We start from the raw sequence: 14,083 nt of genomic DNA on the forward strand, positions 1-14,083 counted from the left end.
CTATGTGAGCCGCGTGATCCGGACCGGCACCCCCACCGCCTCGGCGCCGGCTGCCCTGGAACGAGCGCACCGCGTGCGGCCGCCCTCCTGCTGAGCCCCTGCAAAAAAGCGGTTCGATTATGCGCACAGACAGCGTCCAGCGCAATGCGGGAAATCGGCGATAATCGAGGTTTGGCAAACCTTTCCGGCCGCGCCAGACGCGGCCGAGAGCCATTCGGCGCTGCTGCGCCCGTTGTCACCGTGACCGATTCCAAGACCCTCGCAGATCGCATCGAAGATCTGCTTCCCCAGACGCAATGCACGAAGTGCGGCTATGACGGCTGCCGTCCGTACGCGGACGCGATCGCCGCCGGCAACGCGAACTACAACCAGTGCCCGCCCGGCGGCGCCGAAGGCATCGCACGCCTCGCGAACCTGCTCGGCAAGCCCGTGATCCCGCTGAACCCCGTCAGCGGCACCGAGCATCCGCGCGCCGTCGCGTTCATCGACGAAAGCCTGTGCATCGGCTGCACGCTGTGCATGCAGGCATGCCCGGTCGACGCGATCGTCGGCGCACCGAAACAGATGCACACGATCGTCGAATCGCTGTGCACCGGCTGCGACCTGTGCGTGCCGCCCTGCCCGGTCGACTGCATCGCGATGGTCCCCGTGACCGACGAGCGCACCGGCTGGGACGCGTGGTCGCAGGAACAGGCGGACGCCGCGCGCGAACGCCACGACCGCCGGCTCGCCCGCCAGCGTCGCGAACGGGAGGCCGCCGAAGCGCGTGCCGCCGCCCGCCGCACGGCCAGTGCCGGCGCGGCCAAGGCTGCGCCGGCGGCGGCACCGTCTGGCGCACCGGGCGCCGCCCCGGCCGACGATGCCGACGCCAGGAAACGCGCGATCATCGCCGCCGCGCTCGAACGCGCACGAAAGAAGAAGGAAGAACTGTCCGAACGAGGTGCCGGGCCGAAGAACACCGAAGGCGTGAGCGCGGCCGTGCAGGCGCAGATCGACGCGGCCGAAGCCCGCCGCAAGCGGCTCGCCGAACAGCAGGCGCAGCGCGACACCGAGGCTGCGGACACCCGCGACGACCACGACGATCCGAACAACGACGACCGGAACGGTCCGACCGCGCCGCCCGACAAGAACCGTCCATGAACGCCTCCAAACGACGCGCGATCTACGAAACGCTGCAGAGCCTCAATCCGCATCCGACGACCGAGCTCGAATACACGACGCCGTTCGAGTTGCTGATCGCGGTGATGCTGTCCGCGCAGGCAACCGACGTGTCGGTCAACAAGGCGATGCGCAAGATGTTCCCGGTCGCGAACACCCCGCGACAAATCGTCGCGCTCGGTGAAGAAGGCGTCGCCGACTACATCAAGACGATCGGCCTCTACCGCACCAAGGCGAAGAACGTGATCGCGGCGTGCAACATCCTGCTCGAGCGCTACGACGGCGAAGTGCCGGCCGATCGCGAAGCGCTCGAGAGCCTGCCGGGCGTCGGCCGCAAGACCGCGAACGTCGTGCTGAACACCGCGTTCGGCCAGCCGACGATCGCGGTCGACACGCATATCTTCCGCGTCGCGAACCGCACGGGGCTCGCGCCGGGCAAGGACGTGCGAGCCGTCGAGGCCGCGCTCGAGAAGTTCACGCCGAAGGAATTCCTGCAGGACGCACATCACTGGCTGATTCTGCACGGTCGCTACGTGTGCAAGGCCCGCAAGCCCGAATGCTGGCACTGCGCGATCGAGCCGCTGTGCGAATTCCGGCCGAAGACACCACCGCCGAACGAGTGACCGCCGGCCGCGGCTGACGCGCCGCAAGCGGCCGCCCGAGCCGTGCGCGGCGCGCGGGCACGACCCGGGAGCGCCGTTGCGGCCCCCACGACTTTCCCCGTTTCCCTGCTTATGCGTTGGACGTCGCCGTCGCGTCGTCGGCCGCCGCGCCGCCCGCACGCACGAGCGCCAGCACGGCCGCGAGGATCGCGACGCCGCCGACCCACTGCAACGGCGACAGCGCCTCGCCGAACAGCAGCGCCGCGAGCGCGACCGTCACGACCGGTTCGAGCGTCGACAGCATCGACGTGCGCGCGGCCCCCAGCCGCTCGAGCCCGGCGAAGAACGCGAGCATCGCTGCGACCGTCGACACCAGCGCGATCGCGAGCATCGACGCCCAGCCGGCGCCCGTCTCCGGCCAGCGCGGCGGCGCGCCGAACGCCGTGGTCCGCACGATCGCGATCACGACGAGCGTCGCGGTCGCCGACAGGCAGATGATCGCGGTGGTCGCGAGCGGATCGACGCCGCGCGTCGCCTTCGTGCCGCCGACGATGTACAGCGAATAGATCACCGCGGCGGCCAGTGCGAGCGCGATGCCGAGCGGCTCGCCGTGGCCGCCGCCGACCATCAGCGCGGAGCCCGCGACACAGAGCACGAGCGCGACAGCCTTCGCGCGCGTGAGTCGCTCGCCGAGCCACCACGCGGCCAACAGCGTGACGAAGGCCGGATACAGGTACAGCAGCAGCGCGACGAGGCTCGCCTGCGCATGCTGGAGCGCGCTGAAATAGCAAAACGACTGCCCGACGTAGCCGAGCGCACCCATCGCCACGAGCGGCGTGAGCGCGCGGCCGCGCGGCCATGCGACGCGGCGGTGCCGGGCGATCGCGGCAAGGACCGCGCCGCCGATCGCGAAGCGCACGATGAGCAGCCCGAGCACGTCGACGCCGGCCGCATACGCATAACGACCGAAGATCGCCATCGCGCCGAATGCGGCGGCGGACAGCGCGACATAGAGCGCGCCCTGCAGCGCGGCGGACGATGAGCGGACGGTGGCGGACATGACGGAACGGTGTGAGCGCGACGACGGGAATCGTCGGAGTTTAACGGCCCGGTGGCCGGCAGCCTAGCCCGCGCTTACCCGTTGCGCCGCGCCGCGGCCCGCGCCGGCCGACTCCAGTTGACGTCGCCCGCGCTATGCCACGGCGGGCGCCCCGCCCGCGCGCCGCCCGCCGCCCGCCGCCCGCCGCCCGCCGCCAGCGCCGTACGCCGACCCGGCGTACAATGCGCGACGCGGCATGACGCCGCCCGAATCACGACGCATCCCCACCATGTTCAATCCGAGTCGCGACGAAGTCCGTCGCTTTTTCACCGAGACCTGGCGCAAGCAGCGCGCCGGCGAGATCCTGACGCCACTGGAAGCGATGGCAGCCGACTGGATCGTCGAGCATCCCGAATACCACGACGACCTCGCGGACGCCGACGGCGCCGCCGCGCGCAACTACACGCCCGAGGAAGGCCGCACGAACCCGTTCCTGCACCTGTCGATGCACCTCGCGATCAGCGAGCAGTTGTCGATCGACCAGCCGCCCGGCATCCGCGCCGCGCACGACAAGCTGGCCGCGAAGCTCGATTCGACCCACGAGGCGCAGCACATGATCATGGAATGCCTCGGCGAGACGATCTGGGAAGCGCAGCGCACCGGCACGCCGCCCGATACGGACGCGTACCTGCAGCGCATCCTGCGCCGCGCGTCGCGCGACTGAGCGCCGCGGACAAAAAAATACCCCGCCGCGGCGGGGTACTCTGGCTGCACGGACCGGGAAGGTCCGATGCGCTTACTTCTTGAAGACGAGATCGGTCTCTTTCAGCGACTCGATGTAGGCCGCGATGTCCTTCATGTCGCTGACCGACAGGTTCTGCACCTGCGCCTGCATGATCGCGTTATTGCGACCGAGCAGCGGGTTCGTCAGCCCCATCTGGTACTGGCGCATCGCCCACACGAGGTAGTCGGCGTGCTGGCCGGCGAGGCGCGGATACTCTGCGTTGATCGGCTTGTTCAGCTGCGCGCCGTGGCAGGCCGCGCAATTGTGCGACTCGACCAGCTCCTTGCCCTTCGTGGTGTCCGCCGCATGCGCGGTACCGATCGCGAGGCCGGCCGCCAGTGCAACCGCCGCCGTCTTGAATGCGTTATTCATGAATGCTCCTGTCCCGCCGGTCAGATCGGCGGCGCGCGCTTTACTTGTAGGGATTGTCCTTCGTGTCGGCCTTCTGGGCGGCGTAGTAAGCCGCCAGATCCGCGATGTCCTGGTCCGTCAGCGAACCGGCGATCGCATTCATCGACGGGAAGTGGCGATCCTTCTTGCGGTAGGCCTTCAGCGCGTTCTCGAGGTATTGCTGGTTCTGGCCGCCGAGGACCGGCACCCGGTAGACCTCCGGGTACGCCGCGCGGTAATCCTGGATGCCGTGGCAACCGATGCACATGGCGGCCTTGCTCGCCCCGTCCTTCGGGTTGCCGACCACACCGGCCGCCTGCGCGCTGCCCGCGAGCGCCACGAGCGCTGCGACAACGACGTGTTTGCCGACGAATTTGTTCATAGCTCTTGTAACCTAGCTTGAGGGGAAACTGGCGCCGAAGCGGCAACGGCCCGCGCCGTTTTGCTTATCGGATCGCCACGCAGGCCAAAAAAAACGGCCAGATTGTACCGCGTCGGCGGGGAACGCGTCCATATGGCGCCCCAGTCCGGCCCCGCCGCAACCCCGCAACGATACGCGGCCCCGGGCCAACCGGACAGCCCTTCTGACTTATACTGGGTTTTTTTGCGACCAGGAAAGAGCGCCGCCATGCGTTTCGAAGGATCCTCGCACTACGTCGCCACCGACGACCTGAAGCTCGCGGTCAACGCCGCGCTGACGCTGCAACGCCCGCTGCTGATCAAGGGCGAGCCCGGCACCGGCAAGACCATGCTCGCCGAGGAAGTGGCGGCCGCGCTCGACATGCCGCTGTTGCAGTGGCACATCAAGTCGACGACGAAGGCGCAGCAGGGCCTGTACGAATACGACGCGGTATCGCGGCTGCGCGACTCGCAGCTCGGCGACGAACGCGTGAAGGACATCTCGAACTACATCGTCAAGGGCGTGCTGTGGCAGGCGTTCGACGCCGAGCACCCGAGCGTGCTGCTGATCGACGAGATCGACAAGGCCGACATCGAATTCCCGAACGACCTGCTGCGCGAGCTCGACCGGATGGAATTCCACGTGTACGAGACGCGCGAGACGGTACGCGCGAAGCACCGCCCGCTCGTGATCATCACGTCGAACAACGAGAAGGAACTGCCCGACGCGTTCCTGCGCCGCTGCTTCTTCCACTACATCCAGTTTCCCGATCCGTCGACGATGCAGAAGATCGTCGCGGTCCACTTTCCGAACATCCGCGAAGAATTGCTGCAGGCGGCGCTGCAAAGTTTCTTCGAATTGCGCGGCGTGTCGGGGCTGAAGAAGAAGCCGTCGACGTCCGAACTCCTCGACTGGCTCAAGCTGCTGCTCGCCGAGAACATCCCGGCCGACGCGCTGCGCGGCGCCGACGCGAAGCAGATCGTGCCGCCGCTCGCGGGCGCGCTGCTGAAGAACGAGCAGGATCTGAGCCTGCTCGAGCGGCTCGTCTACATGAACCGGCACAACCGGTAACCCACCCGCGAAGGCCCGGCCATGCTGCTCAATTTCTTCTACGCGCTGCGCGCAGCCAAGCTGCCCGTCTCGGTGAAGGAATACCTGACGCTGCTCGAATCGCTGAAGGCTGGCCTGATCTCGCCGTCGATCGACGCGTTCTACTTCCTCGCACGGATGACGCTCGTCAAGGACGAGCAGTACTTCGACAAGTTCGACCAGGCGTTCGGCGCGTATTTCCACGGCGTGTCCGTGCTGCCGTCCGAAGCGTTCGACATCCCGCTCGACTGGCTCGAGAAGCGCCTCGAGCGCGAGCTGTCGCCGGAGGAAAAGGCGCAGATCGAAGCGATGGGCGGGCTCGACAAGCTGATGGAGCGCCTGAAGGAACTGCTCGACGAGCAGAAGGAACGCCACGAAGGCGGCAACAAGTGGATCGGCACCGGCGGCACGTCGCCGTTCGGGCACGGCGGCTACAACCCGGAAGGCGTGCGCATCGGCGGCCCGTCGAACGGCAACCGTACCGCCGTCAAGGTGTGGGAGGCGCGCGCGTACCGCGACTACGACGATTCGGTCGAAATCGGCACGCGCAACATCAAGGTCGCGTTGCGGCGCCTGCGCCGCTTCGCGCGCGAAGGCGCGGCCGAGGAGCTCGACCTGCCCGGCACGATCCGCAGCACGGCCGCGAACGCCGGCTGGCTCGACTTGCGGATGGTGCCCGAGCGTCACAACAACGTGAAGGTGCTGATGCTGCTCGACGTCGGCGGCTCGATGGACGACCATATCAAGCGCACCGAAGAGCTGTTCTCGGCCGCGAAGGCCGAATTCAAGCACCTGGAGTTCTACTACTTCCACAACTGCGTGTACGACCACCTGTGGAAGAACAACCGCCGTCGTCACTCGGAGCGCACCGCGACGTGGGACGTGCTGCACAAGTTCACGCCCGACTACAAGCTGATCTTCGTCGGCGACGCGACGATGAGCCCGTACGAGGTGCTGCAGCCCGGCGGCTCGGTCGAATACAACAACCCGGAAGCCGGCGCCGTCTGGCTGCGCCGCCTCGCGGACCAGTTCCCCCACCATGCCTGGCTGAACCCCGAGCCCGAGCGGCTATGGGAGTACCGGCAATCGGTCGCGGTGATCCGCGACCTGCTCGGCCAGCGCATGTATCCGCTCACGCTCGCGGGCCTCGAAACCGCGATGCGCGCACTCAGCAAATAACGAACCCGCCCTGCAGACACGAAGGCCGCGTCAGAGCGGCCTCCCCCCGGAGATAGCATGAACCCTTCGCCCACCGCGAGCGCTGGCCGCGCCGGCGGCCGCCGCTTTTTCACCGACACGTCCGTTTCCGCGCTCGTCGCCGGCTTCGTCGCGATGATGACGGGCTACACGAGCTCGCTCGTGCTGATGTTTCAGGCCGGCCGCGCCGCGCACCTGACCGACGCGCAAATCTCGTCGTGGATCTGGGCGCTGTCGATCGGCATGGCGCTGACGACGATCGGCCTGTCGCTGCGCTTTCGCGCGCCTGTCGTGGTCGCATGGTCGACGCCCGGCGCCGCGCTGCTGATCGCGTCGCTGCCCGGCGTGCCGTACCCCGAGGCCATCGGCGCGTTCGTCGTGTGCGCGCTGCTGCTGACCGCGGTCGGCGTGAGCGGGCTGTTCGACACGCTGATGCGGCGCATTCCGGCCGGCATCGCGGCCGCCTTGCTCGCGGGCATCCTGTTCGAGATCGGCATCGAGATCTTCCGCGCCGCGCAGTTCCAGACCGCGCTCGTGCTCGCGATGTTCTTCACCTACCTGATCGTCAAGCGACTCGCGCCGCGTTACGCGATCGTCACGACGCTGATCGTCGGCACTGCGGTGGCCGGCGGTCTCGGCTTGCTCGACTTCAGCCGCTTCCACATCGCGCTCGCGCAGCCCGTGTTCACGATGCCCGCGTTCTCGATCGCATCGATCGTCAGCATCGGCATTCCGCTGTTCGTCGTCGCGATGGCATCGCAGAACGTGCCCGGCATCGCCGTGCTGCGCGCGGACGGTTATTCGACGCCGTCGTCGCCGCTCATCGCGACCACGGGTCTCGCATCGCTGCTGCTCGCGCCGTTCGGCTCGCACGGCGTGAACCTCGCGGCGATCACAGCCGCGATCTGCACCGGCCCCGAAGCGCACGAGGATCACGCGAAGCGCTACACGGCCGCCGTGTGGTGCGGCACGTTCTACCTGGTCGCCGGGATCTTCGGCGCGACGATCGCCGCGCTGTTCGCGGCGCTGCCGAAGGCGCTCGTCGTGTCGGTCGCCGCGCTCGCGCTGTTCGGCTCGATCATGAGCGGGCTCGCGAATGCGATGCAGGACGTGAAGCAGCGCGAAGCCGCGCTCGTCACGTTCATGGTCACCGCGTCGGGCCTCACGCTGCTGTCGATCGGCTCGGCGTTCTGGGGGCTCGTCGCGGGGATCGTCACGCAGGTGATCCTGAACGCGCGGCGCCCCGCGTAGCGCCGCATGGCGCGGCCCCGCACCGCAAACGGCACGCCGAAACGTGCACGACGCGATTCGGGCCTAAAATAGCGGATCGGAGGTGGCGCCCGGGCGCCGCCTCGCTTCGCTGCCGCGCTCGCGCGGCCCGTGAGAACCCCGGCGCCTTGCGCCCTCCTCCCGAATCGCCATGACTACCGCACTCGACCAGCTGAAGCAATATACGACCGTCGTCGCCGACACGGGCGATTTCCAGCAGCTTGCGCAATACAAGCCGCAGGACGCGACCACGAACCCGTCGCTGATCCTGAAGGCCGTCCAGAAGGACGCGTACAAGCCGATCCTCGAGAAAACCGTCCGCGATCATCGCAACGAAAGCACCGATTTCATCATCGACCGCCTGCTGATCGCATTCGGCACCGAGATCCTGAAGCTGATCCCGGGCCGCGTGTCGACCGAGGTCGATGCGCGCCTGTCGTTCGACACGCAGCGCTCGATCGACAAGGGTCGCGAGCTCATCAAGCTTTACGAAGCCGCCGGCATCGGCCGCGAGCGCATCCTGATCAAGCTCGCGTCGACGTGGGAAGGCATTCGCGCGGCCGAGGTGCTGCAGAAGGAAGGGATCAAGTGCAACATGACCCTGCTTTTCTCGCTCGTCCAGGCCGCCGCATGCGCGGAAGCCGGCGCGCAACTGATCTCGCCGTTCGTCGGCCGCATCTACGACTGGTACAAGAAGCAGGCCGGGGCCGACTGGGATGAAGCGAAGAACGGCGGTGCGAACGATCCGGGCGTGCAGTCGGTGCGAGGCATCTACACGTACTACAAGACGTTCGGCTACAACACCGAAGTGATGGGCGCGAGCTTCCGCACGACGAGCCAGATCACCGAGCTCGCGGGCTGCGACCTGCTGACGATCAGCCCCGATTTGCTGCAGAAGCTGCAGGAAAGCAACGATACGGTGGCACGCAAGCTGTCGCCGGACGCGCTGCAGGACAAGCCGACCGAGCGCGTCGCCATCGACGAGGCATCGTTCCGCTTCCAGTTGAACGACGAAGCGATGGCAACGGAAAAACTGGCCGAGGGCATCCGCGTGTTCGCCGCCGACGCGGTGAAGCTCGAGAAGCTGATCGATGCACTGCGCTGAACCGTGCTGCACGTGACGGTTGTCAGTTGAACTGTCAGCAAGCCTGACAACAGCCGTCAGCAAGCGTGACGAACGGCCGCGAACTCCGTGTTCGCGGCCGTTTTTATTTTTCATTCCATCGTCAAGCGCGCGCACTACAATCCACGTCACGAGTGCGCCGGCCGCATCCCGGCGTGCTCTTCCCGGTCAATCTTGGAAGTACCCGGGCCGGCACCGACATGCCGGCCCGGCCAACAGGAGACAACGATGCAGGTCCAACCGTATCTGACGTTCTACGGCCGCGCGGAAGAGGCCCTTCAGTTCTACGAAAAGGCGCTCGGCGCGAAGACGATGTTCAAGATGCACTTCAAGGACGCGCCGCCGAATCCCGACTACCCGATGTCGCCGGAGATGAGCGACAAGGTGATGCATGCGAGCTTCACGATCGGCGACTCGATGATCATGTGCTCGGACGGCGACTGCAGCCAGCCGGGCGGCACGCATTCGGGTTATTCGCTGTCGCTGAACCCGGCGACGGTCGAAGAAGGCCAGAAGCTGTTCAATGCGCTCGCCGACGGTGGCGAAGTGACGATGCCGTTCGGCAAGACGTTCTGGGCGCTCGGCTTCGGCATGGCGAAGGATCGTTTCGGCGTGCACTGGATGGTCAACGTCGAAGATCTCTCGCAACGCGAGGATCTCGCGAAACGCGCGGGGCAGTAACGCACGCGCGCCGCCCGGACCGCCGCGCAAGCGCCGTGATCCGGGCGGCCTCGCTACTTGCGCAGCGCCTCCGCCAGCGCCCGCTCCAGCGTGCCGTTCGAGCGGCACGCGACGCGCGCGCTCTTCTGCTTGCCGGCCGCGACCACGCTGGCCGTGCCCGCGACGTCGATCGACACGGTCACGCCTTGCGTGGCGTCGTCGATGCGCGTCACCACCTTCAGCGTGTGTGTCACGTTGGACGTCTGCTTCAGCTCGGTGCAATCCAGGAAATTCCCTGCGTTCGGATAATCGGCATAGGCGGCGGCCAGGAGCCCCGCATCGCGATCGCTGACGCGCACGGCAAGCTTGTGGTCCGCGTAGAACTGCGCGACGGCCGTCCATACTTCGTCATACTTACGATTGCCGATTACGATGCCCGACGCATCGTCGGCGCCGTGCGCGCCGTCGGACGTATCCTGCCGCTGCGGCGGCGCATCGCGCGCCGCGTACCGCTGTCCTGGACCGTAGACTGAAATGCAGCCGGCGAGCATCGCGCACAGCAGCGCGGCCGGCAAGATCGTTTTCATCGGGCCCACCATCACCGGTAATACATGTTCGCGCAGCCGGCGAGCAGGATCGGGGCGACGAGCACCCACATCAACAGGACTCTCATCGTTCGCCTCACCGGTAGTACGCGTTCACGCAACCGGCAAGCGCGGCGCACCACAGGCCAAGCACCAGCAACCCAATCTTCATCATTGCATCCCTCATGTAGTCGAATCGTGTCGAGATCGAATCACCCGGCGTGGCCGGGCGGGACGCAATACTGGCAAACGGGAAGCGCAGCTTCCAATCGGTCTTCCACCGATTTTCGCCGCGGCGCGACTATCCTAGAATCGCTTGGAGATCAACGGAAACGGAAGCACGGCCGCACGGGGCGTTCACGGCGGACCATGCAAAACGCCCGCGATTTGCGTCGCGGGCGCCGTGTCGAAACTGCAACAGCCGGAAGGCGTTCAGCCCTCGACGACGTCGAGGTAATCCTCCGGCCGCGTGCGGTCCTCCGCGTGCGCCATGCCCATCATGCGCACCAGCACGCTCACCGCCACCGATACCACCAGGTTCACGACCAGCGACCACACGGCCGCGTAGCCGGGAATCGCGAGACCGAACAGGTGGATCGTGAAGATCGAGCTGGCTAGCTTCAGCGAAATCGCCATCCACGTGCCGCACACGATGCCTGCCGCCCAGCCGGCCAGCAGGCCGCGATGGTCGAGCACGCGCGTGTACAGGCCGAGCACGATCGCCGGCAGCGTCTGGATGATCCAGATCCCACCGAGCAGCTGCAACTGGATCGCGTACGTCAACGGCAGCCCGAGGATGAACGCGACCGCGCCGACCTTCACGATCAGCGACACGAGTTTCGCGACGTGCGTCTCCTGGTCGTGCGTCATGTTGCGGTTCACGAACTCGCGGTGGATGTTGCGCGTGTACAGGTTCGCGGCCGCGATCGACATGATTGCCGCCGGCACCAGCGCGCCGATGCCGATCGCCGCGAACGCGACGCCGACGAACCACGACGGGAAATACTCGAGGAACAGCGCGGGCACAGCGAAGTTCGGGCCGAACGCCTTGAAGTACGGCGCGTACTGCGGCATGTCCTTCACGCCCGCCGCGAGCGCCATGTAGCCGAGCAGCGCGAGCAGGCCGAGCACGAACGAATACGCGGGCAGCATCGCCATGTTGCGGCGGATCGAGTTGCCCGACGCCGACGACAGGATCGCCGTGACCGAGTGCGGATACAGGAACAGCGCGAGCGCGGAGCCGATCGCGAGCGTCGCATACGCGCTGTAGCCGTTCAGGCTCGTCGCATCGGGCGCTTTCAGCAGCAGCTTCGCCGGCGGCACCGACGCGAAGATGTGGCTGAAGCCGCCGAGCTTCGCGGGGATGACGATGACCGCCGCCGCGATCGTGATGTAGATCAGGATGTCCTTCACGATCGCGATCATCGCGGGCGCGCGCAGCCCCGACGTGTAGGTGTATGCGGCGAGAATCGCGAACGCGATGATGAGCGGCAGGTCGCCGACGAAGCCGGTCGTGTCGAATCCCAGCGCGCCGATCACGACTTCGATGCCGACGAGCTGCAGCGCGATGTACGGCATCGTCGCGAGGATGCCCGTCACCGCGATCGCGAGCGCGAGCATCCGGCTGCCGTAACGCGCGTTGACGAAGTCGGCGGCCGTCACGTAGCCGTGCCGCTTCGCGATGCTCCACAGCTTCGGAAACACGACGAACGCGAACGGGTAGATCAGGATCGTGTACGGCAACGCGAAGAAGCCCATCGCGCCGGCGCCGAACACGAGCGCGGGCACCGCGACGAACGTGTAGGCCGTGTAGAGGTCGCCGCCGAGCAGGAACCACGTGACGATCGTCCCGAAGCGACGGCCGCCGAGCCCCCATTCGTCGAGGTGGGCGAGATCGCCGCGCCGCCAGTTCGCGGCGAGAAAACCGAGTATGGTGACACCGATGAACAGGAGTACGAAGACGAAGGTCGCGCCGAGATTCATCGCGCACCTCCCTGCGTGCCGCCTGCCTTCCATGCGTGCTTGGTCTTGAAATACACGAACGCGGTGATCACCGCGCTAATGAACACCCACAGCAACTGGTACCAGTAGAAAAACGGAAAACCCAACCATTGCGGTTCGATCTTGCTGTACGAAGGCACCCAGACCATCGCGATCAGCGGCAGCACCAGCAGCCAGAGCCAGCGCTTGGCGGCCCGATTGGCGTCGGCATCGTGAGCCATGACGTCTCCTCATCTTTCCCGGTTATCGATCTTGTCAAGCGGGTACGGCGGCGAGAGGAGGGGCAAAACGGGTAAGCTGCGGCTCCCCTGGCTTCGCGCCAGTATAGGAGCCGCGAGCGAGCGGTCAAGCAGGGGCGAACCCGAGGTGATCCGCCCCCCAGTCAAGCGGTTGCACCGGCATGCGACCGGTGCATGAGCGTCAGATCGCGAACGAGGATTCGCGTGCGCCGGTCGTTTCTTTCAAAGCTTTCACCCACTTGCGCGCGGGGAGCTTCAGCGTGTCCTCGATCAGCTTCGCGCGCGCTTCCAGCTGCGCGAACGACACGTCGAGCGCGGGGCCCGAGAACGCGATCGCGATCCGGTTGCCGTCGTGCACTTCCGGCAGCGCGATCACGCGATGGTCGAAGGCCGCGTTCAGGTGCTTCATGTTGCGCACGAAGCTCGGATGGTCGCCGAACAGGTTGATCGTCGCGACGCCCGCGTCGGCGAGGCAGCCGCGCACCGCGCGGTAGAACGCGACGCTGTCGAGCACCGGGCCGCGGGCGGTCGCGTCGTACAGGTCGATCTGCAATGCGCCCGTCGTGCCGCGGTTGGCTGGATCGTTGACGAAATCCCATGCATCGGCTTCATGCACGACGAGGCGTGCGTCATCGGGCGGCAGCGCGAACATCGTGCGCGCCGCGACGATCACGGCCGGGTTCAGTTCGACGGCCTCGACCTTCGCGTGCGGCAGGAAGCGGTGCGAGAACTTGGTGAGCGCGCCGGTGCCGAGCCCGAGCTGGACGATCCGCTCGGGCGTTTCGAGGAACAGCAGCCACGCCATCATCTGCTGCGCGTATTCGAGCTCGATGTGCAGCGGCTTCGAGATCCGCATCGCACCCTGCACCCATTCGGTACCGAAGTGCAGGAAGCGCACGCCGCGCTCTTCGGAGAACGTGACGGGTGCGAAGCGCGGCTTGCGCGGCGCCTCGAGGACGGGCACGTCGTCGTGTTCGTCGATCTCCGGACGGCGCTTCACGCGCGGCGGCTGGAGCTTTTCGGAGCCGTTGTAGGCGGCCGGCTTGCGTTGCTTGAACGCGCGCGCCTCGGCGGACGCGCGCTTGATCAGTCGGGTCATGTGTGAATCTCGCTGGGTGAAGCTGGTTTTAGCGGACGAGAGGATAGCATTGGCGGGGGATCGTGGCCGTGCCGCATGCCCTGCATGACTTCGAATCCGGTTGGCGCTACGCTGCATTCGGTGATCGATGAAGGACACATGACCTCGAGCTGCAGGAAGATCTGGTTTCCGGCGAAACGCTATCGCTGAGAATGGGGGTTGCCTGTGGCTTGGCTGGGCTGGGTCGTGCCGCCCCGGTTCGCGATCGGAGTCATTGCGAGCGTGTCGCTACTGCCGCTCCACAAGTCACCCTCTCACGTACGGCATGTGCACTGCGACGTTGTCCGCACTACCGATCGTCGTGTACTGGATCAAGCGCGAGAAGCCCGAATGGAGATCAGATAAAGAAAATTGAGCGGGCGGGGGCGCTGGCCGCGTCCTCGCCGGAGACTCAAAACACACGCTTCACG

General features: G+C 66.6%; 15 protein-coding genes and 1 pseudogene. 9 read left to right on the forward strand and 7 right to left on the reverse strand.

The window, feature by feature from the left end:
- The first annotated feature begins 144 nt into the window (after positions 1-144).
- Together rsxB and nth are read left to right on the forward strand one after the other, a co-directional pair.
- On the forward strand, positions 145-1,140 hold the full coding sequence (rsxB, locus tag ACT2FV_RS28545; RefSeq protein ID WP_444505219.1) for an electron transport complex subunit RsxB: 996 nt from the start codon (positions 145-147) through the stop codon (positions 1,138-1,140).
- A complete protein-coding gene (gene nth, locus ACT2FV_RS28550; RefSeq protein WP_124626789.1) occupies positions 1,137-1,781 on the forward strand; it encodes an endonuclease III in 645 nt (214 codons plus the stop codon). The genes rsxB and nth overlap by 4 nt, the downstream gene beginning before the upstream one ends.
- Positions 1,782-1,890: 109 nt before the next feature.
- Here nth and ACT2FV_RS28555 read toward each other — a convergent pair whose 3' ends face one another.
- Entirely contained in the window at positions 1,891-2,820 is a 930-nt protein-coding gene (locus tag ACT2FV_RS28555; RefSeq protein WP_444505220.1) for a DMT family transporter, read from the reverse strand.
- Positions 2,821-3,055: 235 nt separating this feature from the next.
- On the opposite strand from ACT2FV_RS28555, the gene ACT2FV_RS28560 reads away from it, so the two are divergent.
- Positions 3,056-3,523: a DUF1841 family protein gene (locus ACT2FV_RS28560; protein WP_409360402.1), complete on the forward strand. Its 468-nt coding sequence runs from the start codon at positions 3,056-3,058 to the stop codon at positions 3,521-3,523.
- 72 nt (positions 3,524-3,595) lie between these two features.
- Here the strand turns inward: ACT2FV_RS28560 and ACT2FV_RS28565 are convergent, their stop codons facing one another.
- Together ACT2FV_RS28565 and ACT2FV_RS28570 are read right to left on the reverse strand one after the other, a co-directional pair.
- Positions 3,596-3,955: a c-type cytochrome gene (locus ACT2FV_RS28565; protein WP_011885615.1), complete on the reverse strand. Its 360-nt coding sequence runs from the start codon at positions 3,953-3,955 to the stop codon at positions 3,596-3,598.
- A 40-nt stretch (positions 3,956-3,995) separates the two neighbouring features.
- Positions 3,996-4,355, reverse strand: coding sequence for a c-type cytochrome (locus ACT2FV_RS28570; protein ID WP_011885616.1), 360 nt, complete (start codon positions 4,353-4,355; stop codon positions 3,996-3,998).
- A gap of 246 nt (positions 4,356-4,601) precedes the next feature.
- Between ACT2FV_RS28570 and ACT2FV_RS28575 the strand changes: the two genes are divergently transcribed.
- From ACT2FV_RS28575 to ACT2FV_RS28595, 5 genes are all read left to right on the forward strand, one after another.
- The gene (locus tag ACT2FV_RS28575; protein WP_151049678.1) at positions 4,602-5,444 is read left to right on the forward strand and encodes an AAA family ATPase; all 843 of its coding nucleotides are present in this window, start codon (positions 4,602-4,604) and stop codon (positions 5,442-5,444) included.
- A 21-nt stretch (positions 5,445-5,465) separates the two neighbouring features.
- The gene (locus tag ACT2FV_RS28580) at positions 5,466-6,641 is read left to right on the forward strand and encodes a vWA domain-containing protein (protein ID WP_124626783.1); all 1,176 of its coding nucleotides are present in this window, start codon (positions 5,466-5,468) and stop codon (positions 6,639-6,641) included.
- A gap of 57 nt (positions 6,642-6,698) precedes the next feature.
- On the forward strand, positions 6,699-7,910 hold the full coding sequence (locus ACT2FV_RS28585; RefSeq protein ID WP_059600364.1) for a benzoate/H(+) symporter BenE family transporter: 1,212 nt from the start codon (positions 6,699-6,701) through the stop codon (positions 7,908-7,910).
- A gap of 169 nt (positions 7,911-8,079) precedes the next feature.
- Entirely contained in the window at positions 8,080-9,033 is a 954-nt protein-coding gene (gene tal, locus ACT2FV_RS28590; protein WP_124903321.1) for a transaldolase, read from the forward strand.
- A gap of 246 nt (positions 9,034-9,279) precedes the next feature.
- Complete coding sequence (locus tag ACT2FV_RS28595; protein WP_059527353.1) at positions 9,280-9,732, forward strand: VOC family protein; 453 nt, start codon at positions 9,280-9,282, stop codon at positions 9,730-9,732.
- Between the two features lie 53 nt (positions 9,733-9,785).
- Here the strand turns inward: ACT2FV_RS28595 and ACT2FV_RS28600 are convergent, their stop codons facing one another.
- From ACT2FV_RS28600 to ACT2FV_RS28615, 4 genes are all read right to left on the reverse strand, one after another.
- Complete coding sequence (locus tag ACT2FV_RS28600) at positions 9,786-10,298, reverse strand: hypothetical protein (protein WP_444505221.1); 513 nt, start codon at positions 10,296-10,298, stop codon at positions 9,786-9,788.
- Between the two features lie 429 nt (positions 10,299-10,727).
- A complete protein-coding gene (mctP, locus tag ACT2FV_RS28605) occupies positions 10,728-12,278 on the reverse strand; it encodes a monocarboxylate uptake permease MctP (RefSeq protein ID WP_059680633.1) in 1,551 nt (516 codons plus the stop codon).
- The gene (locus ACT2FV_RS28610; RefSeq protein WP_059600360.1) at positions 12,275-12,517 is read right to left on the reverse strand and encodes a DUF3311 domain-containing protein; all 243 of its coding nucleotides are present in this window, start codon (positions 12,515-12,517) and stop codon (positions 12,275-12,277) included. The genes mctP and ACT2FV_RS28610 overlap by 4 nt, the downstream gene beginning before the upstream one ends.
- Before the next feature lie 199 nt (positions 12,518-12,716).
- Positions 12,717-13,634, reverse strand: a complete 918-nt coding sequence (locus ACT2FV_RS28615) for a hypothetical protein (RefSeq protein WP_059600359.1) — start codon at positions 13,632-13,634, stop codon at positions 12,717-12,719.
- Positions 13,635-13,832: 198 nt separating this feature from the next.
- Between ACT2FV_RS28615 and ACT2FV_RS28620 the strand changes: the two are divergent.
- Positions 13,833-14,028 (forward strand): annotated as a pseudogene (locus ACT2FV_RS28620) (hypothetical protein).
- Positions 14,029-14,083 lie beyond the last annotated feature (55 nt).

Origin of the sequence: Burkholderia sp. PR2 (assembly GCF_052372875.1) — a bacterium.
Taxonomy (GTDB): domain Bacteria; phylum Pseudomonadota; class Gammaproteobacteria; order Burkholderiales; family Burkholderiaceae; genus Burkholderia; species Burkholderia diffusa.